Raw genomic sequence first — 24502 nt, forward strand, 5'->3', positions numbered from 1 at the left:
TGGGATGAATACCCAGGTCCGGAGACGCTGAATGAAATGGGATGCACTTGAGGAGGAGCCGTGCTCGCTGGCCCGCACCGTCGCGGTGATTGGCGACCGCTGGACCTTGATGATCTTGCGCGAATGCTTCCTGCGCAAGCGCCGGTTTGACGCCTTCCAGACTTCGCTGGGAATTACACGGCACCTTCTGGCCGACAGGCTCAAGAAACTCGTACGCTTTGGCGTGCTCCGGCGTATTCCCTACATGGATGCACCCAAGCGGTACGAATATATCCTGACGCAAAAGGGACTGGACCTCTATCCGATCATCATGTCGGTCGTTCATTGGGGTAATGTGCACATGGTCGACTCCCGCGGCCGGCCGATGCTTCATGAGCACAAGTTGTGCGGCAAGCACTTCGATCCGCTCATGATCTGTTCCGAATGCGGCGAGCCGGTGCTTGCCAAGGAGGTCCACGTCCATCCAGGACCTGGCGCTCGCGAAGCTGTAGCCCCCAAGCCCCACATTTCAAAGGCCCGCACAACCAAAGCCAATACGAGCAAGGCCAGTCGCGCGTAAAGTACCAGGTCCGTGCCGAAGTCGGCGCGGACCTCGTGGCGACCTCATCATTCCGAAGTCGCATCAAGAAGACCGCCGAACTGCTCCCAGGAAGTTCCACTCCAGCGCTGCAACTGAAGCTGGGTATAGGCCATGCTGTTCTGTGGTCCGGTATTGATGGTAATTCCCGGCATCAAGGTCGGCAGGGATAGATCTCGAATATTGCGCGCCTGCTTTACAATATTCTCGCGGGAATAATCGCCAGCGCACTGTTTGAGAATCTGCTCCAATATCTGGCCCTGCTCCGTGCCGTACACATAATTTGCATCACCGATGTCGGCGCCGGGCAGATATTGCGCGAAGTGAGACTTGTACCATTGGATGTCGGCATCATTCTCCCATTTCTTGTCGCTTGGGTCCTTTGCGATGGTCGCCGCGACAATGCCGATTGCCTTTTCGGGCCCCGCCGGCACGATTGTCGAAGCGACCGAGCTCGAAACATAGTTGATCAGGAACAGCGGCTTCCAGCCAATGTCGAACGCTTTCTTGATAGCCTGCGCGGCGAATTTCGGCGTGCCGGCAACAAGGAATGCTCCGGCGCCTGATGCTTTCAGATTCACGACATGCGTATCGACGGTCGGCTCGCTCAGTTCGTAGGCGGACGCCACGACTTTCTTGTCGAAGCTGTCCTTCAAATATCCCTTGAACGCAGCGAGGAAGTCCTTCCCCAAATCGTCATTCTGGTAGAGCAGCGCGATCTTCGCATCCGGCAGCGTCTTCGTGATGTATTTCGCGTAAATCTTCCCCTCGGTGTCGTAGCTCGGCAGGCCGGTCGTCGTCATCGGGAATTCTTTGAAATTCGTGAACTTGTTGACACCGCTCACCACAAACAAATGGGGCACTTTCTTCAAGTTTACGTATTTGATGGTGGCCGCGATTCCCGGAGTGCCCAGCGGACTGAACATGAAGGCAACTTCATCGCTTTCCACCAGCTTACGCGTCTGCTCGACCGTTTTTGGCGGGCTATAGGCGTCATCATAGGTAATGAGATTGATCTTCTTGCCGCCAATGCCACCGCGATCGTTGATCGAGTTGACATAGGCAATGAGCCCCTTGCCGGTATTGCTCAGCGGCGACGCCGGGCCGCTGAACGGAAAGGTGGCACCGATCTTGATTTCGGTATCCGTGACACCGACAGTCTCGGCTCGCGCCTGCAGTCCGAACAGCATCACTGCCATTGCAACGCCAACAAACATTCTTCTCATCATTGTCTGCTCCCTCCTGTACCGCAAGCTTGACTGCCTGCCATTTGAAATTCTCGAATGAGGAGTTCCCCCGGCGCTGCTGCACGAGAAACAGCACTGCTGCGCAGGAATCTGTCGATGACCGCGAGCTGACGTCCCGATCGACGGCCATCTCCGCCGCGCTGTAGCTCGTCAGGGCAGAGACCGGCCAACCCCGGCGCCGCTGCGTCGTTCAAACCGGGCGGCCCTCGAAATGAATTTGGCTGAATCGATCTATCCGATGGGCCGTTGACGCACGATCCCATCGGGACCGATCATCGCGCCACGCCGCGCCGCGCGCGGCATGCGCCGCCATCGGCATCACAGCCGACCTTCGCAGCCTTGCGAGCAATCCAGACCGTCAACGCTGTCGTGATCCGACGCATCATACCCTCCCCTTGCTCACCGCGATTTTAGCGGCGGCATGCAATCATTTGATCGCAATTATTGGTCAGCGACCTTGGTGATCAAGGTCAGTTCTTTTAAAGAACTTGTCAATCGCAAAATGACCGCCGCGCAAGTGGCGAGCTGACGCGACGTGGCCGCTAGGTTTTTCGATCTGCAATCGCATGCCTTGCAAGCTCGATCCAGACTGGCGCTTCCCGCGCATAGAGCTCGCGCGTCGCCTGCATCGACATCGGTCCTTCATCGATTCCAAACGTCTGGAACATCGTCCTGACCTTTTCGGTCTGCGCCGCCCGCATGATGAGATCCGACAGGCGTTCGACAATGGCCGTTGGCGTACCGGTGGGCACCGCGCAGCATTGATAGGTCAGCAGTCCGAACAGCGGCGAATCCGCCCCCTGCTCGGCAAACGTCCTGACTTCCGGAAAGGTCGTGAGCCGCTTGCGCGGCACAGCGACGACTGCACCCGACCCGCTCTGCAGGACCGGCTGCGCGCCGACGATCGTACCGACACCGCCGTCGACCGTCTGTGCCAGCATATCGGTGAACATCGGTGCCTCACCACGGTAGTGGATCGGCTCGATGTTCAGGCCATATTGCTTGTTGAGCGCGAGGATCGTGAGGTGCGGAGGTGAGCCGACCCCGAACGTTCCGAGCGTCATGCGCCCCGTCGCGCGTGCATGACGAACGACGCCGTCGAGGTCGGTGATGCCCAGCTGCTTGCGCATGATGAGCGGCAGTCCACCCGTCGGCATCGCCGAAACCAGCTGAAAATCCTTATCCGTGTCGTAGGCAAGATCTTTGACCAGCACGCGGTTCACGGTCATCGCGCCTGACGTATTGAACAGGATGGTATAGCCGTCCGGCGCTGCCCGCTTGACCTCGGCCCCGGCAATCGAACCGAGCGCGCCGGTCTTGTTCTCGACGATCACCGGCACGCCGGTCTGGCTTCCGATGAACTCGGCATACATCCGCGCATAGACGTCGGTCTGTCCGCCCGGGGCGAAGCCAACTACGATCCTGATCGGTCGCTGCGGCCAGGCGTCCGCCGCCGATCGTGCGATCGACGGGACTGCAACCGTGGACGCCGTTGCGGCCAAGAAAGACCGGCGCGTTATTTTCATCCTTCATCCTCCCTCTGATAGGCGTCGTCATTTTTCGGTCCGCGTCATTGAGGCCTGTTCGGATGCGGATCGTCGTCTTGAGACCGGCGTAATTTCGCTTATGCGCGGCCAGTGTCGCCGGTGTTACGGCTGCAACGCCGCCCGGTCTTGTCGGAGCGATTAGCCCGGCTTGTTGGCCGCCGAGGCATCCCGATAGGCGGGGCGATTCAGCACACGGTCGAGATAGGGCGTCGCGCTGTCGCAGATCGCCACCTGATATTCGATGGCCCAGGTCAGACACGTGGTCAGCAGGATGTCTGCGGTGGTGAACTGTTCGCCCAGGAGATATTCCCGCCCGTCGGACAGCGCGGCATCGACGTGCTTCAACTGCTTCCTGAAATACTCCGCAGCCTGGGCGACAACGCCCGGTGCATCACCATAGATGTGAGACAGTCCCTTGATCTGCCCATGCCGCCTCATGACGTACAGGCTCGTGGAATCCAGCTCGGTGACGATGAAGAAACACCATTCGAGCCACTTCGCGTAAGTCTCGGAGTCTTTCGGAATGAGGGAGGCGGCCTGGTCGGGATAGGTCTTGGCTAGATAGGCGATGATCGCAGCGCTCTCGCCGATGACGAGCGTGTGGTCCTGCAACAGCGGCACCTTTTGCCGGGGATTGAGGGCCGTATATTCCGGCGTTTCGGTCTCCCCCGTCCGCGGCAGGATCGGCTTTCGGGTATAGGGAAGCTTCAATTCATGAAGCGCCCAGTGAGGTCGGATGGTCCGGCTGGTGCCAACGCCCCACAACACGAGTTCCGGGTTCATCACCATTTCTCCGCAGCCGGCCGAAGATCGAGCTCATGCGTCCATCCGTCTCGCTTCTGCGCATGGGCGAACCAATAGGCTTCCGCAATCGACGCCGTTGTGGTGAGGCTGTCGGGCTGACGGGCGGCAGGATCCAGGCCACGGCTCCTCATCCGCTCATGGATCGCCTCACTGTCGACGCCGGCATCGATCAGCAGGTGCACGACGTGGATGTTCTTCGGTCCGAGCTCTCGCGCCATGGCCTGCGCAACGGCCCGCAGACCGAATTTCGCTGCCGAGAAAGCGGCAAAGCCGCTGCCGCCGCGCATGCTGGCCGTCGCGCCGGTGAACAGCATCGTGCCGGCGCCGCGCGGCACCATATGCTTCGCTGCCTCACGTCCCACCAGGAAGCCGGCATAGCAGGCTAGTTCCCAGGCCTTGAAGAACAGCTTCCCGGTCGTTTCGAGCAGTGGCTTCTGCACATTGGATCCGGCATTGAACAGGCACACCGCGATGGAGCCCATCTCATCTTCCACCGTCTGGAACAGCCGCTGCACCTCCTCCTCGTTTCGGGCGTCGATCGATCTGGCGTGGACATCGTGGCCCTGCGCGCGCAGCTCCTCGACCAGGCCCGCAGACTTTTCAGCATCGCGCCGCGCGATACAGATCGCGTATCCCCCCTGTGCAAATCGCCGCGCGACGGCCGCACCAATTGCATCCCCCGCTCCCACCAGGAGCGCCACCTGCTTCTTGTCAGTCATGTCAACGTCCCTCGCCTTCAATTCGGACGACCTTCGACAGGGTCATCTCGGTGATTGCCGCATCGTCGAATCCAAGATCACGCAGAATCTCCCGACTATGCTCGCCAATGCGTGGTGCCGGCCCGCCGATGGCCGCCGGGCGCTCTTCGAACCGGGCCGCCGGTTTCGGCTGACGGACGCGGCCGACGGACGGCTGCTCCAACTCTTGGATGATGCCGCGCGCCACCACCTGCTCGTTGGCGACGATCTCGCTACGGCGCAGCACCGGTGCACATGGCACGTCCGCGGCGTCCAGCCTGGCAAGCCATTCGGCCGTGGTCCGGGTGGCGATGTATTCCTGCATCTTGTTGATGCGCGCGGTGGCATTGACCGAGCGCCCCGCAGGCGTCGCGAACCTCTCGTCCTTGACGAGCTCAGGGTCGTCGGTGGCGCGGCAGAAGCCCTGCCACTCGGAATCCGAGATCGTGCCTGCGGTGATATAGCCGTCCACGGTCTTGAAGATCAGATCGGGGCGATCATTAGGATCCGGCGACGAGGCCTCCGCGCCGACGACGGTGTGTTGCATCATGCCTTCGGGCCACAAGAACGACAGCATGGCGTCCAGCATCGCGACCCGAATGTGATCGCCGCGTCCAGTCTTCTCGCGCGCATAGAGCGCCGAGGACACGGCCTGTGCCGTCAGCACAGCCGTCGTCTTGTCTGCGACGATGGTCCGTATCATCTGAGGTCGGTTGGTGCCGGCCTGCGACTGGATGTCGGCGAAACCCGACAGCCCCTGGACGATCGGATCGTAGACGCGTTTCTTGGCGTATGGCCCGGTTTCACCGACCCCGCTGATCGATACGTAGATGAGGCGCGGAAATTGGGCCCGGAGTTCGTCGGCTCCCAACCCGAGACGCTCCATCGTCCCCGGGCGAAAGTTCTGCACGAGGACATCGGACTGGGCGACGAGCTTCTTGACGATCCGCGCACCGGCTTCGCTTTTAATATCGAGCGAGATCGAGCGCTTGCCGCGGTTGGACGAGATGAACAGCGCCGAGAACTGCCCGGCCTTGTCGATGGCAGCCCGGCTGCGGCGCGTGATGTCACCGCCCAGCGGCTCGATCTTGATGACCTCAGCGCCTTGGTCCGCCAAGAACATGGTTGCAAATGGACCCGACACGACGCTGGTCAGATCGAGTACGCGAACTCCCAAAAGAGGCCCTGGCATGCGTTCCATTCCCACTGCATTCGGCGCACGACGCACCGTTGAGTGGATCTGTTAGAAGAACGCGGGCGACCAGGCTTGCCAGATAGTGCCGGATCTACGTGAAAGCGACATTGCTTTCCCACTTTGCTAATGACGCGCCGCGGCGCGAAAGCTCGACGGACAAAGACCTGTGTGCTGTTTGAATTTCGTCGTGAAATGCTGCGAATGGCTGAAGCCAACCGCAAGGCCAATTTCCGTCAGCGAACACTTCTCACTAATAAGAAGGTGTTTGGCGCGCTCAATGCGCCGACCGATGACATACTGATGCGGGGTATCGCCGGTGCTTTCGGAAAATGCCCTAATGAAATGTCGAGTGCTCAATCCGACCAGCGATGCCATCTCCATCAATCCGATCGACCGACCGAGGTTTTCCTCGACGAACTCGGAGATCCTTTTAAGATTGCACTGGGTGAGACCGCCTCGGTCGCCAAGCGGCGTCTCGGTGCCGCTCATCCGCTTTAGAACAGCGAGTGTCTGGATTGCCCACCCCTCTGCCATCATCGCATAGACATCGTCGTCATGATGCGGCTCGCTGCACAGTTCTTCCAGTCCGAAGGCGATTGCGGGATTATCGAACCCCAGTCTCGGCGCCGCCGCAAAGCTCGGAAGTCGTTCCGATATGAACGTCCGGTCGAAGAACACGACTGTATAATCCGACCTTGCCGATGTGACGGTGAATTCGCCGTCGATCTCCAAGCCAGCCGGATAGACGGCCAAGTTGCCGGCAAGTTGCTGGTCGAACGACTTACCATCCATCTTGCCGCGCAGCTTCCGCGCACCCCTCCTATAGAAGAAGAGCGCTAGTTCTGGCTGCTTGAAATGCCATTGAACCTGCTTCGACACGTCCCTGCGGAAGCTTTCAATCCGGATTACGGGCGTGCGGACGACGGTGTTAGACAGCACGCGACCGCCGACGATCCTGATGAATTCTCCATTCTCGGATACATTGCTCATGCGACTGTCTCCCCTGCGCGTCGATGCACAACTCGCTCGGCAACCGCAACGCCTGGATGGCTCGAGATGAGGATGCTGTTTCCACGCGACCGGGCACAACATCGCTCCGTTGGAAGTCCATCGGACTTCGCGGACAGACCGCGCATCTATTTCCTCCCGACGGTCATTCAGGTGACCGTCTTTGACAATCGGCTCAAGCGGAGACGATCCTGCTTTGCAACCTCTTGCTCGAAGATTATAGTTCTATTTTAGAACTGTCAATTTTCGAACAGTGCGCGACGGGGGGAGACTCTTCATGACGATCTTAACGCCGGTTTCGGTCGAAACGGGAACGGATGAATTGCTTTGTCATATCGACCGTCGGGTCGCCGTGATCACGCTCAATCGCCCGGCGGCCCGCAATGCGCTGTCGGACAAACTCACACCTGCCCTGCGCCGGATGATCGCATACTGCTCGACCGACAATGGCGTACGCGCGGTGCTGATCACTGGCGCCGGCGAGGCTTTCTGCGCGGGTGGCGATGTGAAAGGCATGGGCGACCGCAGCAGCACAGGCGAACTGACCTTTGGTCAGAAAGTAACGCGTCTGATCGAACGTCAACGCACTTTGACCGGCGCGCTGTTCGAGATGCGGAAGCCGACGGTCGCGGCCCTTCCCGGTGCGGCTGCAGGCGCAGGCCTCTCGCTCGCATTGGCCTGCGATATCCGCATCGCAGCGGAGCAAGCATTCGTCAGTACGGCCTACGCTAGAATCGGGCTGAGCGGCGATTACGGCATCGCCTGGCTGCTCACGCGAACCGTGGGAGCCACCCGCGCAAGAGAACTGATGTTGTTGTCCGACAGAGTCGATGCACAGCGCTGCGAAACTATCGGATTATTCAATCGGATCGTAGCGGCCGATAGGCTTGCCGAAGAGGCATTCATGATCGCGTTGAAATTGGCGGATGGACCCACTGAAGCCTACAGTGCCATGAAAGACAACCTGGACGAGGTGCAACACCTCGGCTTCGCCGCATCTTTAGACAAGGAGGCCGAGCGGCTGGTCCGCTCCGCGCAGACCGAGGAGCACCGCGAAGCCGTCAGAGCGTTCGTCGAAAAGCGTCCAGCGGTGTTTCGGTGAGCGCAGATGGCAGACAATACGCGTTGCCTGAGATGCCGTTTCCAGATGTCTTTAGATCGACACTGCAAATACGACGACGGGGTCGAGGTGAGAGTCTACTTATGCAAGATCTGCACGTATATTCACGTCGAGACCGCAAAACTCGACGACCCTCATAACTGGCACGGCGTGCACTATGTCATTTGACGCCGACCACTTTTCGTTCGCCTATTCACCGCTCTTCCACATCTAACTGTACACCACCGCGAGTTCGACACTGATACCGAGGACTTGCGACGATGTAGACCTACACCAGAGCCACGACCGACGTCGCGAGCAATGAAGTATGGGTCCAGCTTACAATCGCCAAGAATTAATCGCACGGCAGGCTATCGCTAGTTGAAACCAACGTGTTGATGCTGTGCGGCTATCCGAGCGGCAACGATGCTACGACGGTGATTTCGTGGGTCAACGATGTCCGCTTTGCGCCAGTACCGGACATTGCTCGCTGTGAATCAGGCAGCCGCCGCGGGTCAGACGCAAGGTGGGAACTTTAGTCCAGTGGCTGAAGGGCCAGATCGGAGCTTCCATCACCTTAACGGCCTAGAAAATCCGAAGGCAAACAAGCATCTTTCCTGACCAACTAGGAGTCGGGGCGTCGGTCGCGCTTTGATGATAGCCGTTGCCATTATCCTTTGGGCGCGAAACGCCCAGATAACATGCACCTTATCCAGATCGCGATTGCTCGCGAAACTGCCGCGGCGTCACGCCGGAAATTCGGCGGAAGGCGCGGCTGAAATGTGCCGGATCCGTGTAGCCGGACGAAAATGCGATATCGATAATCCTGGAATCCGTTTCGCGCAGAAGCTTGCTCGCATTTTCATATCTGACGGTATCAAGCAGATCTGAATAGCTCAGGCCGACATGCGCAAGTTTGCGCTGAAAGCTGCGAGTGCTGACGCCCGCCATTTCAGCGACTTCAGCAAGAGCCGGAATTCCGTCGTCCAGATAGGACGGCAGCATCAGCTTGAGCAGCTCAACGATGTCATAGCCGGACGGGCCGTCCTCGTAAGCTTGCGGCGCAGGGCTCACGTCTTTCCGACGGTTGGTGAGACTGAGATACGAGATCGGCACGTCGATCCACGCGGCATGCTGGCCTGACAGGAACCGCACATTGGGCCACAAGGATTGCGTTGCGGGCCGCGGCGTGTAGCGCGCTTCAAAGGCGATCGTCGCCGGCATCCAGTCCCGCCCTGCGAACTGCCGGACGATGTGTATGGAGAAAATGTTCTGGATCCATTGCAGATGCTCCATATGCAGGAGCCCGTTTGTCCCCGCGAGCGTGGTGCAAATCCGCGCGTGATCGTCATCGTGCTCGATCCACATGCTCAGGATTGTATCCTCCCGCGGCGCCCATGTGCAGGCATGCCGCAGCGCAACGAGCAGTGTCGGAGAGTGAGCGATCAGGGCCCGCGTTTTCTCGCGCATATGGGAGAAATGCAGCCGCTGGCTGGCCAGGAAGCCGAATTCTTCAATGCCCTGGCTTCTCCGGGCGGTTTCCATGAAGCGGATGGCCGGCATCAGTGGGACATAGAGATCGCTCTTGTCGACCAGAGACGACGGAAGCCGAAACTTTGTCAGAAGCGAACTCGTCGGCGCACCGGTCTCATCGAGAATCCCGACGAAGGGCAGAAGAAACTGGCAGCGCGTCAAAGGGATGTTGGCCATTGGGTCTCGTCGCGATCATCAGTCGTCACTCGTCATCAGCCACAATTTCATGGGAATCGCTACTGGCGAGCCCGGAGAATATCACCGTTCCCTTGCCGGCACCTGTCGGTGTCGACTTGCAGTGGCCGTCGCGTCGTGTGCATTGCGACAAGAAGTCACCTGCCAATGACATGACCGATCGCGATTGGCGCGAAGTGGCAAGACGGCCGGCCGTCGTCTGCACGAAATGACCCGGACAGGGTGCACCTGTCGATCGGAAGGCAACCGGGCCGGCCGCAGGCGTCGGCTTCCCCGAAGAGTCCGCCCCACGGAACGTCAGCACTGGCCCGGCTTTGCTTTCACCTTCCCAATGAATCCGACAAGTAAACTGGAACCACCATATTGAGAACGCTGACCTGCGCCGAAACAGCTCAGACGGATTTGCGATCGGAACGTGTGCGAGACGGCATGGTCTTCGTGAGTGCCGGAACGTTCTGGATGGGTTCGGATCGGCACTACCCCGAAGAGAGACCGGCTCACCGCGTCAGTGTCGATGGGTTCTTCATTGACGAGACTCCCGTCACCAATACTCAGTTTGCCGAGTTCGTGGCTGCAACCGGATATCGTACGGTTGCCGAATCCGTGCCCGATCCAAAAGACTATCCCGGCATACTGTCGGAGATGTTGTATGCGGGCTCGCTGGTTTTTCGTGAGCCGACCGGGCGTGTCGGTCTTGATGACTGGTCGCAGTGGTGGTCGTTTCTTGAGGGTGCCAACTGGCGCCGTCCCTATGGTCCGGTTAGCAGCATCGAAGGACGAGATGATCATCCCGTCGTCCACGTCACCCACCAGGACGCGCTGGCGTATGCACGATGGAAGGGCAAGAATCTTCCTACAGAAGCCGAGTGGGAGTTCGCCGCCAGAGGAGGCCTCGAACAGGCCGAATTCGCATGGGGAGCGGAGCTGATCCCCGATGGCCGGCATATGGCCAATACCTGGCAAGGATCGTTTCCGACAGTCAATCTTGAGCAGGACGGATACTCCCGCACGTCGCCCGTGAAAGCCTTTCCGCCTAACGGATACGGCCTCTACGACATGATCGGAAACGTCTGGGAGTGGACGTCCGACTGGTACTCCGCGCAGCACGAAACAGACACGACGAAAGCCTGCTGCGTGCCCAGCAATCCTCGCGGCGGGCATGAGTCTGCCAGCTACGATCCATGTCTTCCCGAAATAAAAATCCCGCGGAAGGTCCTCAAAGGCGGCTCGCATCTGTGCGCTCCGAATTATTGCCGCCGCTATCGGCCTGCAGCCCGCCATCCGGAAGCAATCGATACTTCGACAAGTCATGTCGGGTTCAGATGCGTTGTTCGAAACGGAGAATCGAATGAATAAGCCTCTTAATAACCATCTCAGGGCACGCTGGTTGGGCGTGAGTACGACTCTCCTGCTGTTGGGAACACCTGCTGTCGCCCAGGAATCGTTGCCGTTCCCGCCCACGCCGTCAGGAAGCAAGGCTGGTCCGACGATCGCGCAGTCGACCTACAACCCCGTGCCGGAGAAATCGCGCCTTCCGGCCAATGCACCGAACATCGTCGTGATCATGCTCGACGACGTTGGTCCGGCGCTCCCCAGCACCTATGGTGGCGTGATCAAGACAGACACGTTGAGCCGTGTTGCCGAAGGCGGCGTATCGTACAATCGCTTCCACAATGCCGCGATGTGCTCCCCAACGCGAGCAGCGTTGCTGACCGGACGTAATCATCACCGTGTCGGGTTTGGCCAGATCGCAGAACTGGCAAATGACTGGGATGGCTACTCCGGCCATATCCCGGCTACATCCGCGGCCGCGCCGAAAGTGCTTGGCTATTACGGCTATGCGACGGGCGCTTTCGGAAAGTGGCACAACACGCCGGCTAACGAGACCACAGCCGTCGGTCCCTATACGAACTGGCCAGCAGGGCGGGGAGTCGGTTTCGACTACTTCTACGGTTTCCTTGCCGGGGAATCCTCGCAATGGGAGCCCGCAGTCGTCGAAAATACGGTTCGCCTGGATCCATCCGCGGGCAAGAAAGAATATCACTTCACCGAGGACATGACCGACAAGGCTGTCTCATGGATCAAGCAGGTCCATGCGCTGACGCCGGATCGTCCGTTCTTCATGTACTGGACCCCTGGCGCCTCCCATGGTCCGCATCACATTTTCAAGAACTGGGCGGACAAATATAAGGGCAAGTTCGACGAGGGCTGGGATGTCATGCGCGAGCGCGTCTTCGCCCGTCAGAAAGAACTCGGATGGATTCCGAAAGACACCGAGCTGACGCCGCGGCCGAAAACGCTTGCCGCGTGGGCCGATATCCCCGAGGACGAAAAGCCATTCCAGCGTCGGCTCATGGAAGTGTTCGCCGGATACACGGAGCACGCGGATGCCCAGGCCGGCCGGCTGATCGATACGCTCGACGAACTCGGCATTCGTGACAACACCCTCATCTTCTACGTCTGGGGCGACAATGGCTCGAGCGCCGAAGGTCAGAACGGGACTATCAGCGAACTGCTGGCGCAGAATGGCATTGCTTCCGAGATCAAGGATCATCTCCGCACCCTGAACGAACTGGGCGGCCTGGATGTGCTCGGATCGCCCAAGGTCGACAACATGTACCATGCCGGCTGGGCGTGGGCTGGCTCTACGCCTTATCAGTCCACAAAGCTGATTGCGGCGCATTTCGGCGGGACGCGCACGCCGATGGCAGTTTCCTGGCCGACCAGGATCAAGCCGGACAAGACGCCGCATCCGCAGTTTCATCATGTCAACGATATCGTGCCGACGATTTATGACATCCTGAAAATCACTCCGCCGAAGCTTGTCGATGGCGTCACCCAGGATCCGCTCGACGGCATCAGCATGGTCTATTCCTTCGGGGCGCCAACCGCGCCTGGACAGAAGAAGGAACAGTATTTCGAGGTGATGGGCAGCCGCGCGATCTATAAGGACGAGTGGATTGCGTCCGTGTTCGGACCGCGCATCCCCTGGCAGGCAGGTGTCGATCCAGCGATCGTGAAATGGACGCCTGAGAACGACGTGTGGGAACTCTACGATCTCCGAAAGGACTTTTCGCAGGCGAAGGATATCGCGTCTGCCAATCCCAAAAAAGTCGAGGAGATGAAGAAGACGTTCGATGCGAACGCCAAGGCGAACAAGGTCTATCCCGTCGGCGGCGGCCTGTGGTCCGTTGTCTTCCATCCCGAAGACGCGCCAGCCAATCCGGCCAAGTCGTTCGACTACACGCAGGAAGTCGTTGCCGTTCCGGAGTTCACCGCACCGAAGCTCGGATCACGAAGCAGCCTTGTCAGCATCGACGCAGAACTGAAGCCGGACTCGAAGGGCGTGCTCTACGCACTGGGCGCGATCTCGGGCGGGCTTTCGCTGTGGGTCGAAGACGGCAAGCTCAGCTTTGAGTACAATCTGTACGAGATCGAACGGACGAGGCTCGATACGACCGCTCCGCTCCCGACCGGAAAGGTCAAGATCGAAGTCGAAACACGCGTGGCCAGCAGCGTACACGCTGGTCCTCTCGACATCGTCATCCGCGTGGACGGCAAGGAAGTGGCCAAGGGCCGGGTGCCTCGCTCAACCTCGCTCGGGTTTACTGCCAATGACGCTTTCGACGTCGGCCGTGACAGTTATTCGCCGGTCTCGTTCGCGTATTATGACCGCAAGCCATTCGCGTTCAACGGAAAGATCAACCGTCTACGGGTTGAGTATCTGAACTGAGTGGTTTGATCCCATCAAGTCATCGTCGGCCGGGAGCGGAGATCGAAGGTGTTCGCCGTTCGCGGTCGAGAACGAACGTCACTACCCCTGCAGATAACGCCTGCTGAATCACGAAGGAAAACTCAATGATGAAGAAACTTGCACTTGCGTTGGCGTTTGCGTGCGCAGCACCGCTGGGCTCGGCTCAAGCCCAAACCGAATTGAAGGCCTATGCCGATGCGGATGGTTACATCAACGTGCAGAAGCTGACTTGCGCGCAACTCGCCGGAACGTATCAGGAAGACGCGAACTTTCTCGGCGTCTGGTACAGCGGTTGGTACAATGGCCTCGGAAAGAAGTCGTCCATCAACTTGCCCAGAGTTCGAGAAGGCATTCACGAATTGATCGTCTACTGCAAGGCCAATCAGGGCACGACGATCATCAAGGCCATCGACGTTCTTCTGAAGGCTGAAAAGGTCCGCACTGCCAAATGAATGGTGGTCTCCCCATCATTCCGGCTTGCCGGCCCAGCTAACTCACAAGTAACAGGAATCATCTCTTGAAAAGCCAATCCAGAACGCCCTTGAATGCGGCGCGCCGTTCGATCCGCTCTGTTGCCGCACTCCTGATCGCGTCGGGTTTATCTGCGACATGCATCGGAGCTGGCGCTGCCCACGCGGATGATGCTGCATCCATCCTGCGCGCAATGTCCGACTACATCGCGAATCAAAAGAATGTTTCGATATCGTATGATTCCGATATCGAGATCATGACCCCGGACATGCAGAAGATTCAGTTTGCCAGTTCCGGGCAACTCACCCTCCATCGGCCGGACAAACTCCGCGTGACACGGACCGGCGGCTACGCCGACGTTGAGCTCGTATACGATGGCACCAATTTCACCGTTTCCGATCGTGCCCGCAAAATCTACGGGCAGATGCCAGCCCCCGGCACGATCGACCAGCTCGTCGACCGCATTCGTGACAAATCCGGCATCGAGGCGCCGGGTGCCGATCTTCTTCTCGCCAATTCCTATGCAGCCTTGATGGATGGAGTCTATGACGCCAAGCATATCGGCAGGGGCATCATCGACGGCCATGAGTGTGAACACCTGGCTTTCCGTACGCCGGATGTCGACTGGCAGATCTGGATAGAACCAGGCGCGACGCCGATTCCGCGCAAATACATCATCACCACCAAAACGGTGACAGGCGCGCCTCAGTACACGCTCCGAATTGGCAGCTGGAAAACGAGCCCCGACACCACTGCCGATGCATTCGCTTTCAAGCCGAACGCAGACATGAAGAAGCGCGAGATTCAGAATCTCGGCCATATCGATGAGATTCCCCCAGGAATCAGCCCCAGCGGAGAGAAGAAATGACTGGATTGAAAAGCAAGCTGCTGAAAATCGCTCTCGGAACGAGCGTGGCCATCCTGTGTCTGTCGGTCAGCGAACAGGCATCGTTCACGCGTGGCGGTACCTTCATGACCTCGGCTGAGGCACTCATCGGAGCTCCGCTGACACCCTTGAGTTACGCCGGCGTCGCACGGCGAACGACGCGCCGAGCCATCGTTGGTGGAGCCATCGTGGGCGGAGCAGTCGCGGGTGCGGCCATCGCAGCTGCGCCACCCGCTTGCGTTCAGGCGGTCGATGTCTACGGCCGAATCTATAACCGGTGCTACTGATCGCACGCTGACCGAGGGCTATTTCAGCAGGTTGTTGCTGTCGATCCACGTCGAACAGTGACTGCTGCGGTGTTCTCAACGTTACTGAAATAGCTGGAGCGCGCTTGCATCGGAAAGCGCTCCAGCTTTTTTGACGCATCCTGTCTCAGAGCGAATGCGTTTGCGCTGGAATGGCCCCATTCAAGATCGGGTCCCTTAGCGTGGTGTAGCTTTTCGATGTAAACGCAACACCATGCGAATAATGTAAGTAGCGCGGGGATTCGGTGTGACGAATATCGATTTGCGCGTATGTTGATCCGGTTTTGATTTGTGCTGGTTTGCCACGCGGAGTTTGTTGATGCGCTTCTCTTTGACGATGACGGTCGCTGCCAGCGCCATGCTGTGCTGGTCACACACGCCAGTCATAGCAGCCGAAGGCGGCGTAAGTGTCTTCCTGCTCGGGTCACACGCAACCGGCGCAGGCATTACGCCGCCGCCCGGCGTCTTCTTTCAGAACGACTTCTATTATTACGACGGCAAACTCGGCGGCGGTCGAACTCTGCCGACCGGTGGTCTTCTCGTTGCAGACGTCTCGGCCCAGAGCTGGATCGAATTGCCAACAACACTCTGGGTTACACCTGCCAAGATTCTCGGCGGCAATCTCGCATTCTCATTGACGGTGCCCGTTGGTGAGCCACGCGTGAATGCAAATCTGCTGGTGAACTCGCCTCGCTTCGGGCCGATCGGTGTCGGCGTGACGGACAAGAATGCTAACCTCAGCGACTTCTTTCTCCAGTCATTTGTCGGGTGGCAGTCGGGCAATTTTCACTGGCAGCTCGGCGTCGGCGGTGTGATCCCGTCCGGAACATATGTCGCCGGTCAACTGTCGAACGCCTCGCTGAACAGACCCGCGCTCGACGTCTTCGGCACTTTCACATGGCTAGATTCTGCCATCGGCTGGGATCTCTCCGCCGCGGTGGGCGTCACCTTCAACCAGACCAACACGGCGACCGACTACAAGAGTGGCGATGAATTCCACCTCGAATGGGCAGCAACCAAATACATCACCAAGGAATTCACGCTCGGGCTCGTCGGTTACTATTACCAGCAACTGACGGCGGACTCCGGAACAGGCGCGAGGCTGGGCGCCTTTGAAGGTCGTGTCATCGCACTCGGCGGCTCGATTGGGTACACGTTCGAGGTCGGGAAGCTCCCGATTTCAACGCGCCTGAAAATCTATCGTGAATTCGATGCCGTGAACCGCATGGAAGGCACTGCCGGATATTTTACCGTGTCTGTGCCCGTCGCGTTGGATACCAATGTAATGGCGCTCGCCGATGGGCGCTCGATAAAAACCAAATTCTAGCTCCTTCAACTGGGAAGCCTCCAGGCTTGTTCTTTGTCGATGTTCTGAGGAACGATGGATAGGATTGATGACGGGCATATCAGCCAGGACACACCGGCTCACAAATTTCGAAGAACTCAATGCCGCCGTTTATGGAGCACGCATCAGCGGGACGTAGAGATCGCTAAATGGCTTGACCGGTCACGATTGGCGCGAAGTGGCAAGACGGTTGGCATTCGTCTGCACGAAATGACCGGGTAGGATTCGCCTGTCGATCAGAGGCAATCGGGCCGGACGCAGGCATCGGCGTCCGCGAACAATCCGCTCCACGGAATGTCGGCACCGGCCCGGCTTTGCTTCTGCCTTCTCAAGGAATCCGACAATTAGACTGGAACCACAATCTTTACCGCCTCGGCTTCGATTGCTTTTTCACGGGGCAACTGGTTGTGCCGAAAAGTCAGGTGGCAACCATGTTCAGAGCACTGAACATTGCAGCAACCTACCGTTTTTGATCGGCGGCTCTGACTTACCTTCTAAGGGGCGGCTCGGTCAGATGGCGGGGACCCGCATTCGGGGAAACTCAGTCGCCTGACGATCCCGGCACTCTTGAAATGAATAGGGACTATCCATGACCGCAAACCTGGTTCGATCCGCAGGCGCATCCATCTTCGTGCTGCTTATGATTTGCGGGCAGGCCGTCGCGCAATCGAACGAAGCCCAACCGAAGGTCACCGATCCCCATTTCAAGATAGCGCCCGGTTATCTGAAGCCGGCCGACCTGCCGAACAGCCTGGTCCTGCTCGGTCCGCCCCCCGAGCAGGATTCGGCCGCGCTTGCCAGGGACGAAGAAGCACGCAAGGCAACGCTCCTCCTGCGCGGCACCGACCGCTGGAAGCAGGCCTCCACCGACGCCGATCTCGCCTTCCCGCAGGCCGCCGATAATTTTTCCTGCGCGATGGGCATCAAGATCGACAAGGAACAGACCCCTCGCCTCTATGCCATGATGCAGAAGATGCTGTCCGACTTCGGGCTGTCGACCTATGGCGTGAAGAACAAGTACAACCGCACCCGCCCCTTCGTCGTTCACAACGAAGCCACATGCCGGGCGGATCAGGAAGCGATCCTGCGGACAGACGGCTCCTATCCGTCGGGCCATACCGCTGCCGGCTGGGGATGGGCCCTCGTCTTCGCGCAGATCAATCCCGAACGTTCCAACGAGTTGTTCACCCGCGGCATCGCTTTCGGCCAGAGCCGCGTGATCTGCGATGCGCATTGGCAGAGCGACGTCGATGCGGGCCGCATCATGGGGGCAGCGACCTTTGCGCGCTTGCAGACCAACGCGACCTTCGTTGCCGACCTCAAAGCTGCGAAGGCCGAAGTAGAGGCAGCGAAGACAAAGCATGCTATGCCAGCACAGGTTTGTGCGGCCGAGACAACGGCCTTGTCCACGCAATAAGCGGATCTCAGTTTTGAGCAGCGGGCGTCTTCGACTGATCCATGGATGGCTTCTGGTTTGCGCCCTCGGCTTGGGCGCGACCAATGCTGCCTTCGGCAAAGACGACACCGATCAAGCGGCTGAATTCACCGCGCCAAGCGTCTATCTGGATCTCCGGACCACCTATGCGACAGCCCCCGGCGGCGCGATCGGAATCGGCTTCGGCAACACGTCGCTGTTTTCGGTTCTGGGGGCGATCGCCCTTGCGGCCGGTCACACGCCATCGACCGTGCCGACCCATATCAAATTGCCGACGGTGCACGCGGTCACGGTTGATATCCCGCTGACCGTCGACTTGAACGATCGGGTGTCGGTTTATGGCGGTGTTTCCGTGAACGCCAACACGATGCCGCTCGGCGGCTGGACGGATATCGACATCGCGAGCTGGAACGTCGGCTTCCAGGCCGATCTCTACAAACAAAATGGCGGCGCGCTCCCCAGCGTCACCGTGCAATCGACCATCACGCAATCGCTGCCGGTCGGCCCGTTCGCGACGACGAATTTCAATAACGTCATCGAGTTCGACTATGCATTGGACGAGGATCAAACGAGGGGATTTCTCGTTGGCATCCAGGACACCCGCGTCGTGGTGCAAAGCGCATCAGCGGAGGTCCATCCGAGTATGATCGGATATGCCGGTGGCTACTACCAATGGCCCAGCAACTGGAAAATTTCCGCGCGCGTCGGCGTGCAATCATTCGGCGGCGTCGAGCTCTTGAACAGAACGCTGATCCAGCCCTTTACCCAACCCGTCATCCGCCTTGACCTCGACCGAATGGACGACAACGACAATCGCGTGTTCGGTGTGATGGTGCAGATTCAATGGATCCCGCAGCCGTCCTATCAACTGACGTTCAGGACGCCGCTCTATCTGGCGGGTAACTAGCCAGTGCCGAGACCTCCCGCATGCGGTTCCGGATGTCTATTGGCGCGAAATGGCAAGACAAGTGATCCGAGATGCTCGAAACGCTTCGGAGGAATTTGCCTGCCGATTGTGCGTTGATCGTTTAGATCGCATTTGAGCTTCACCGTGCCGCGCCTGTGGAATGCCCCCTGCGTCGCCAGTCAGATAGAATGAAGGGGTATGTCGATGTTTCGCTCGGTTGGGATCGGTTTCGCATTGGCTTCGGTTGCACTGGCCGGAGGAGCGTTCGCCCAGGCTCCGGACGGCAAACTGCCTGTCACCGTCGATAATTTTGCCCGCGCGGAGACCGACCGCTACCTCGCGGTGAATGCAACGGCCATCGGCGGGCTGGGCAAATTTCAACACTCGCGGGAGCCCGTATCCATCGATAAACAAGCGGTCATCCGAATGAACCGGGATACGCTGTACTCGTTTGCGGTGTTTGATCTTGCTGGCGGGCCCGTAACGCTCTCGCTGCCCGGCACGGGCAAGCGCTATATGTCGATGATGGTGGTCGATCAGGACCACTACCTGCCAATCGTCGCCTATGGCACGAAGCCGGTGACGCTGACGCAGAAATCAGTTGGTACGCGATACGCCTTTGTCGCTGTCCGAACGCTGGTTGATCCCAACGATCCCAAGGATCTCGCCGAGGTCCACAAACTTCAGGATGCCATCAAGGTCAGCCAGAAGAAGACAGGCACGCTGGACCTTCCAAACTGGGATCAGGAGAAGCTAACCGACATCCGCAATGCGCTGCTCGCGCTGGCAAAATATCAGACGTCGTATCACGGTTCCTTTGGAGCCCGTGGCCAGGTCGATCCGATCCAGCACTTGATTGGCACGGCCTCCGGTTGGGGTGGCATTCCGGAAAAGGACGCCATGTACCCGAGTTTCACTCCCGCGAAAAACGACGGCAAAACGGTCTACACCCTCGATGTGCCAAAGACCGTGCCGGTGAAGGCTTTCTGGTCGATCAGCGTCTACAACGCAAAAGGCTTCTTCGAGAAAAACGCCTACAATGCCTATTCGATCAACGACATCACCGCGAAGAAGAATGCGGACGGCTCGGTCAAAGTCCAGTTCGGCGGCTGTGACGGCAAGATCCCAAACTGCTTGCCGATCGTTGAGGGCTGGAACTACACCATACGGCTTTATCGCCCTGAACAGCCCATCGTCAGCGGCAAGTGGAAACTTCCGGAAGCCCAGCCTTTAAACTGAGACTTATCGGGCATGCGGCGACCTCGCGAGGGCGCGCGGACAAAGCGATAGACAAATCCGACTGTAACGGGACAATCGATCCGTCTTAGAGAACTGGTTCGCTACATCCAGACTGACACGGGGCGCCTCGCGCGGCGACTTTTCCCCGCACGCACACCACGCCGTTATGAATTTGAATCGGTTCGGAAGCGTCCGCACCTTGACGGAACGATGTCCGCTTTGCGCCAAAAGCGGTCATTAGCGGCGGACGCGACGAATGGAAGACGATGACTTGCTCATGAACTCAAGCGGAAACCTGGAGCATCAGCCTATTCTATCTGTTCAGCCGGAATTCCTCGGCCGTAACGACGGCATCTCGGGCATCCCGCCACTCTCGATCGGCACGTGGAAGATGCTGGGGCACCAATCGACGTGGTCTATGTCGACAGGATCGTTGACTATCTGACAAAGCACTAGTGACGAACAGCGTAGGACGATATGGGAGACCCCCGTCGGGGCGGTAGGCAAACGCCGCGTCATATGCGCCTAAATCATGGATGCCGAAGCTCCGCGTGAAAAACAACGGCAGAGTAAGCCGAGGTTACAAGCCAGCTTGAGAGGTTCCCGCCCGTCAACTTCTCACCGGGATCCTAGCGCCTTTAGTTTACTTGCATTTCTAGCACCCCTCTTCTTCCACCACACATACAGCCCGGTATAAGCACTAATAGCGAGCACGAGGCCGATCACGGCGACGAAGATGCGAAACGGCAGGCCGAAGACCTTTGCCATATGTAGCGACTGCAGCCATCGGCTCACCGTGTCGCCCGAATATTCGCCGGTGGGAATGCGCGTGCCGAGCAGGGCGCCTGTCCGTGCGTCGATGAACACGCCGGTCTGACCGCGATCGTTCTGCACGTCCCGCGAGGTATTCGCATAGTAGATGAATGCGTCCAAGCCGCGATTGTAGAACATCTGACTACGAAAATTGACGGTGAAGCCTTCCTTCGCCGCGACGTCATCCATGGTCCGGACGGCGATGTCATAGGCCTGTTGCCAACCGAGCAGTAATTTGCTCACATCCGCCTTACGGCGCTCCGGCGCCTTCCTGAATTCGAGGAAGGTGGCCATCACCGGCGTATAGACCTCTTGCCGCAGATTGAGCATCACGCTCGACCAGGCAAACAGGAACAGCACGCCCCATAGCCACAGGCCGGAGGCGCGATGGATGTCGTAATGCAGGCGATAAGTGCTGGCATTGCGCTTGATCAGCCAGGCCGGCTGCCAGCGCCGCCAGAACGGCGAAATCCGCGGAAATGTCGACACGATTCCGACCATGCAATTCACCGTCCACACCAGCGCGACGATGCCGAACAACCATTCGCCGTAAGGCTTCGGCAGCGCCAGCGCATAATGGAGCCGATAGATGAAGCCGATCAGCGTGGTGCGGTCGAACGGTGTCGCGCCGTATTTGCGGATGCCGAGCAGGCGTCCGTCATAGGGATCGAAAAACGCCTGATCTACATCGGCCAGCTTCGGATCGCTGCGCGTGAGGTTGAAGCGGACCGAACGATCGGCCTCGCGCAGAAACGGAAAGCCGAAGATCTGATAGCCCGGCAGCGCCGCGACGGCCTGCGCATGCAGCTCGAACGGACCCAGCATGGCAGCGGGCTGCCCCTGCGCATCGACGCGCGGCTGCACCACATATTGCTCTGGATTGACGAGGGCCTCGAGCTCCTTCTCGAAGGCAAGCAGGCTCCCTGTCACGCCGGCGATGATGAGAAACACCGCCGTGAACAGGCCCGTCCACTTGTGGATGAAGACCGAGAACGAGATCATGCGCGCCATGCCTCAAGCCGCGCGCAGGCCGGGCGTCGAAGTGATCCGGTCATGCATGCGTTCTTCGTCGTGCCTGTCACGTTCCCGGCATGCCTCGCATCAGAAGCGGAACGTGGTCGATGCGAGATAGGTACGCGGTGCGCCGAGATAAATCTGTCTATCCGATGAACTGGTCATCCAGAAGGCGCTGTTGGCGACGTTTTCCACCGCGAAGCGCAGCGTAATCGGCTTACCGTTCCAGGGCGATGCGAATGTGTAGCGTGCGCCAAGATCGAACCGCGTCCAGTTGGGAATCAGGAAGCGGTTAGCGGCATCCGCATAGGCATCGCCGAAATGGATGGCGCGACCTGTGAGAGTCAGGCCGTTCACGAATGGCGTATCCCATTCGGTGCCGAGGCTGACCTGCACATCGGGGATGCCGAGCGCCCGCTTGCCGTCATTGGTGCCGTTCTGGGTTCGCTCCTGACGGGCATCCATGAAGGAGGCGCCGCCGAGCAAACGCCAGCCGGGTGTCAGTTCGCCGAAGGTGTTGATCTCGACGCCGCGATTGCGGTTCAGGCCGTCGATGGAGAAAATCGGCAGCGGCGTGTTCGGGAGCGAAATCTGTGCCGGCTGGGAGATGTCATAGGCAGCCACCGTGGTGGTGAAACGGCCCCAATCCACCTTTACGCCCATTTCGTGCTGCACGGATTTGTAGGGTGGGAACACCTGCCCCGAATTCTGGAACGTGGTGTCCACGATCGTGCCCATTTGCAGGCCTTCGATATAGTTTGCGTAGACCGACACATTCTCCAGTGGCTTGATGATCAGCGTGTAGGCCGGCGACCAGGCGGCCGAATCGTAGCCCGACGCGGCGGCGCCGGTGACCGCACTGAAGGCTTCCGACGCGACCTCCTGCCGACGGATGCCCATGGTGAACTGGATGCGCTTGTTCCATACCGACATGGTGTCGGCTATGCCATAGCTGTTCAGCGAGCTGGTGTTGGCTTTGACCACCGCCGCTAGCGGGATCGCTTGGAAGGGGGAAGGCGTGGGATTATAGATGTTCGACGTTACCGGCGTGCCATTGGTGCGCGAGCCGTCGATCTGGTTGCTCCACATCGTGGTGTTGAAATTGATCTCGTGCAGCACCGGACCTGTCTCCACCGTGGCGCGGAAGCCGGCCTGTTCGGTGTGGTTGTGGCGGTCCTGCCGGTTCACGAAGGGCGATGCCGTGGTGTCGCCGCGGGCATTGATGATGGTTGGATTGGAGATGATCGGCGTGATCGCATTGTCGAAGAAGCCGCCGCCGCCATAGATGGTCAGCCAGTCGGTGACGTCGACTTCCGCCTGGAACAGCGCCGCCGTGTTCTCGCCCTTGATGCCGGTCCAGGACGGATTCCAGAAATTGGTCGGCGAGGGCGCGGCCGGCACGCCGGGCAGCGTGGTCGCCAGCGTGTTGCGCGCGCTCAGCCCGCTGCCCTCGAACTGATTGTAGAGAATGTCGGCGGAAACGCGCACGCGCTCGCCGCGATAGTCCAGCGCCAGTGCGTGGGATTCATCGCGCAGGCTTTGATTGTCCACCTCGGTCTTGCCGTCGCGATAGCTGCCGTTGTAGCGGATGCCGTATTCATTGTGCTCGCCATAGCGCTGGCCGACATCGAGATGCACGCCGCCTTGGCCGCGCGAGGCGAAGGAGGTGGTGAGTTCCGCGATCGGCTCGTTGCGTGCGCGCTTCATCACGAGATTGATGGCGCCGCTGACGGAGTCGTCCGGCGACTGGCCATTGAGCAGGCCATTGAGGCCCTTGATGACCTCGACGCGCTCGACGGCATCGAGGACGTTGAAGTTGTTGTTGCCGATCAGGCCGAAATAACCGTTGAAGCCGACGCTGGAATTGCCGAGCAGAAAGCCGCGGATCACCGGCTGCTCTCGGCCGATATTGCGCGGCAGCGCAGAGCCCACCGCGGGATCGCTGACTAGAACATCGGCCAGCGTGCGCGCCTGCGTATTCTCGACGAACTCCCGCGTATAGGTAGTCTGGTTGAATGGCGTATCGAGGACACCGCGATTTCCGAGCAGGCCGAGCTGACCGCCGCTCGCCACCTGACCGCCTGCATAAGAGGGCGTGAGTGCACCGACAGTGCCGCGTCCAGGCACGATATAAGGCACGGGCGTAGTCGGCTGCAGCGGTGCCGCCGCACGGCGTGGTGCACGGTTAGCCGATGCGCGGCGTGATGGCGTGACGCGGCGCGTGCTTTGACGCGACGGAGAATCAACCGTGACGGCCGGGAGCACGGTGGACTGGGCAAGAGCCGGGCTCGCCAGATCAATCGACAATGCGAGATAACTCACCGCGCCGAGGCAGACGGTCCGAGCCAGATTATTCACGTTCACGTTCAGGCACCCCAAGTCATCGCCAGC

21 protein-coding genes are annotated in these 24502 nt (G+C 59.3%); 12 read left to right on the plus strand and 9 right to left on the minus strand.

Annotated elements, in window-relative coordinates; translation table 11 throughout:
* Positions 1–31: 31 nt before the first annotated feature.
* The gene (locus AB8A38_RS10915) at positions 32–559 is read left to right on the plus strand and encodes a winged helix-turn-helix transcriptional regulator (protein ID WP_231077700.1); all 528 of its coding nucleotides are present in this window, start codon (positions 32–34) and stop codon (positions 557–559) included.
* Between the two features lie 47 nt (positions 560–606).
* Here the strand turns inward: AB8A38_RS10915 and AB8A38_RS10920 are convergent, their stop codons facing one another.
* From AB8A38_RS10920 to AB8A38_RS10945, 6 genes are all read right to left on the minus strand, one after another.
* Positions 607–1806, minus strand: a complete 1200-nt coding sequence (locus AB8A38_RS10920) for an ABC transporter substrate-binding protein (RefSeq protein ID WP_439088500.1) — start codon at positions 1804–1806, stop codon at positions 607–609.
* A gap of 560 nt (positions 1807–2366) precedes the next feature.
* Positions 2367–3350 carry a Bug family tripartite tricarboxylate transporter substrate binding protein gene (locus AB8A38_RS10925; RefSeq protein WP_439085981.1) on the minus strand — a complete coding sequence of 328 codons (984 nt, stop codon included), beginning with the start codon at positions 3348–3350 and terminating at the stop codon, positions 2367–2369.
* A 159-nt stretch (positions 3351–3509) separates the two neighbouring features.
* Positions 3510–4154, minus strand: a complete 645-nt coding sequence (locus AB8A38_RS10930) for a glutathione S-transferase family protein (protein WP_439085982.1) — start codon at positions 4152–4154, stop codon at positions 3510–3512.
* The gene (locus tag AB8A38_RS10935; protein ID WP_439085983.1) at positions 4154–4894 is read right to left on the minus strand and encodes an SDR family NAD(P)-dependent oxidoreductase; all 741 of its coding nucleotides are present in this window, start codon (positions 4892–4894) and stop codon (positions 4154–4156) included. The genes AB8A38_RS10930 and AB8A38_RS10935 overlap by 1 nt, the downstream gene beginning before the upstream one ends.
* A gap of 1 nt (position 4895) precedes the next feature.
* Complete coding sequence (locus tag AB8A38_RS10940; RefSeq protein ID WP_089267593.1) at positions 4896–6104, minus strand: CaiB/BaiF CoA transferase family protein; 1209 nt, start codon at positions 6102–6104, stop codon at positions 4896–4898.
* Positions 6105–6230: 126 nt separating this feature from the next.
* Positions 6231–7097, minus strand: coding sequence for a helix-turn-helix domain-containing protein (locus AB8A38_RS10945; protein WP_439085984.1), 867 nt, complete (start codon positions 7095–7097; stop codon positions 6231–6233).
* A 301-nt stretch (positions 7098–7398) separates the two neighbouring features.
* Between AB8A38_RS10945 and AB8A38_RS10950 the strand changes: the two genes are divergently transcribed.
* Positions 7399–8217 (plus strand): enoyl-CoA hydratase-related protein, encoded by an 819-nt coding sequence (locus AB8A38_RS10950; RefSeq protein ID WP_439088501.1) that lies wholly within the window; start codon positions 7399–7401, stop codon positions 8215–8217.
* A 705-nt stretch (positions 8218–8922) separates the two neighbouring features.
* On the opposite strand, the gene AB8A38_RS10955 is transcribed toward AB8A38_RS10950, so the two are convergent.
* The gene (locus AB8A38_RS10955; protein WP_439085985.1) at positions 8923–9924 is read right to left on the minus strand and encodes a helix-turn-helix domain-containing protein; all 1002 of its coding nucleotides are present in this window, start codon (positions 9922–9924) and stop codon (positions 8923–8925) included.
* A 447-nt stretch (positions 9925–10371) separates the two neighbouring features.
* On the opposite strand from AB8A38_RS10955, the gene AB8A38_RS10960 reads away from it, so the two are divergent.
* From AB8A38_RS10960 to AB8A38_RS11005, 10 genes are all read left to right on the plus strand, one after another.
* Entirely contained in the window at positions 10372–11298 is a 927-nt protein-coding gene (locus tag AB8A38_RS10960; RefSeq protein WP_439085986.1) for a formylglycine-generating enzyme family protein, read from the plus strand.
* On the plus strand, positions 11291–13675 hold the full coding sequence (locus AB8A38_RS10965) for an arylsulfatase (RefSeq protein ID WP_439085987.1): 2385 nt from the start codon (positions 11291–11293) through the stop codon (positions 13673–13675). Before AB8A38_RS10960 ends, AB8A38_RS10965 begins: the two co-directional genes overlap by 8 nt.
* Before the next feature lie 125 nt (positions 13676–13800).
* The gene (locus tag AB8A38_RS10970; RefSeq protein WP_439085988.1) at positions 13801–14148 is read left to right on the plus strand and encodes an HdeA/HdeB family chaperone; all 348 of its coding nucleotides are present in this window, start codon (positions 13801–13803) and stop codon (positions 14146–14148) included.
* Between the two features lie 65 nt (positions 14149–14213).
* Entirely contained in the window at positions 14214–15035 is an 822-nt protein-coding gene (locus tag AB8A38_RS10975) for a DUF2092 domain-containing protein (protein ID WP_439085989.1), read from the plus strand.
* Positions 15032–15340 carry a hypothetical protein gene (locus AB8A38_RS10980; RefSeq protein WP_439085990.1) on the plus strand — a complete coding sequence of 103 codons (309 nt, stop codon included), beginning with the start codon at positions 15032–15034 and terminating at the stop codon, positions 15338–15340. Before AB8A38_RS10975 ends, AB8A38_RS10980 begins: the two co-directional genes overlap by 4 nt.
* Positions 15341–15677: 337 nt before the next feature.
* Positions 15678–16685, plus strand: a complete 1008-nt coding sequence (locus AB8A38_RS10985) for a SphA family protein (RefSeq protein ID WP_439085991.1) — start codon at positions 15678–15680, stop codon at positions 16683–16685.
* Between the two features lie 607 nt (positions 16686–17292).
* Entirely contained in the window at positions 17293–18120 is an 828-nt protein-coding gene (locus tag AB8A38_RS10990) for an acid phosphatase (protein ID WP_439085992.1), read from the plus strand.
* Between the two features lie 13 nt (positions 18121–18133).
* Positions 18134–19045, plus strand: coding sequence for a hypothetical protein (locus AB8A38_RS10995; protein ID WP_439085993.1), 912 nt, complete (start codon positions 18134–18136; stop codon positions 19043–19045).
* A 198-nt stretch (positions 19046–19243) separates the two neighbouring features.
* Positions 19244–20284: a DUF1254 domain-containing protein gene (locus tag AB8A38_RS11000; protein WP_439085994.1), complete on the plus strand. Its 1041-nt coding sequence runs from the start codon at positions 19244–19246 to the stop codon at positions 20282–20284.
* A 256-nt stretch (positions 20285–20540) separates the two neighbouring features.
* Positions 20541–20729 carry a hypothetical protein gene (locus tag AB8A38_RS11005; protein ID WP_439088632.1) on the plus strand — a complete coding sequence of 63 codons (189 nt, stop codon included), beginning with the start codon at positions 20541–20543 and terminating at the stop codon, positions 20727–20729.
* Positions 20730–20902: 173 nt separating this feature from the next.
* On the opposite strand, the gene AB8A38_RS11010 is transcribed toward AB8A38_RS11005, so the two are convergent.
* On the minus strand, positions 20903–22108 hold the full coding sequence (locus tag AB8A38_RS11010; protein WP_439085995.1) for a PepSY-associated TM helix domain-containing protein: 1206 nt from the start codon (positions 22106–22108) through the stop codon (positions 20903–20905).
* A gap of 90 nt (positions 22109–22198) precedes the next feature.
* On the minus strand, positions 22199–24475 hold the full coding sequence (locus AB8A38_RS11015; RefSeq protein WP_439085996.1) for a TonB-dependent receptor: 2277 nt from the start codon (positions 24473–24475) through the stop codon (positions 22199–22201).
* Positions 24476–24502: the final 27 nt, after the last annotated feature.

Origin of the sequence: Tardiphaga sp. 839_C3_N1_4, from assembly GCF_051811045.1 — a bacterium.
Classification (GTDB): Bacteria; Pseudomonadota; Alphaproteobacteria; order Rhizobiales; family Xanthobacteraceae; genus Tardiphaga.